Below are 232 nucleotides of genomic sequence, written 5' to 3' on the forward strand. Positions count from 1 at the left end.
GTATTTCTACGGTCAGTTGGAAGATATCTACCAGCAGCAATACTTCGGCCTGAGCCATGACCTCGACCTGGGTGGCGGCTATGCCTTGAAAAGCGACCTGCGTTATTTCGATAACCGCGAAGATGGCAAGGCGTTGTACAAAAACACCGATAACCGCTCCTATGGCCTGAGGACCGCCTTGAAAAAGGGCGGCCATACCTTTGGCGTCGCCTACCAGCGCATGCTCGGTGAC

Annotated in this window: 1 protein-coding gene; it reads left to right on the top strand. The window is 54.3% G+C overall.

Going from position 1 to position 232, the window contains the following annotated elements:
• Nucleotides 1–232 (top strand): OprD family outer membrane porin (locus tag MTCD1_RS20440; protein ID WP_143760241.1); only part of this gene is annotated, 232 nt, incomplete at both ends.

The sequence above is a fragment of the Colwellia marinimaniae genome, from assembly GCF_002207865.1.
GTDB classification, from domain to species: domain Bacteria; phylum Pseudomonadota; class Gammaproteobacteria; order Enterobacterales; family Alteromonadaceae; genus Colwellia; species Colwellia marinimaniae.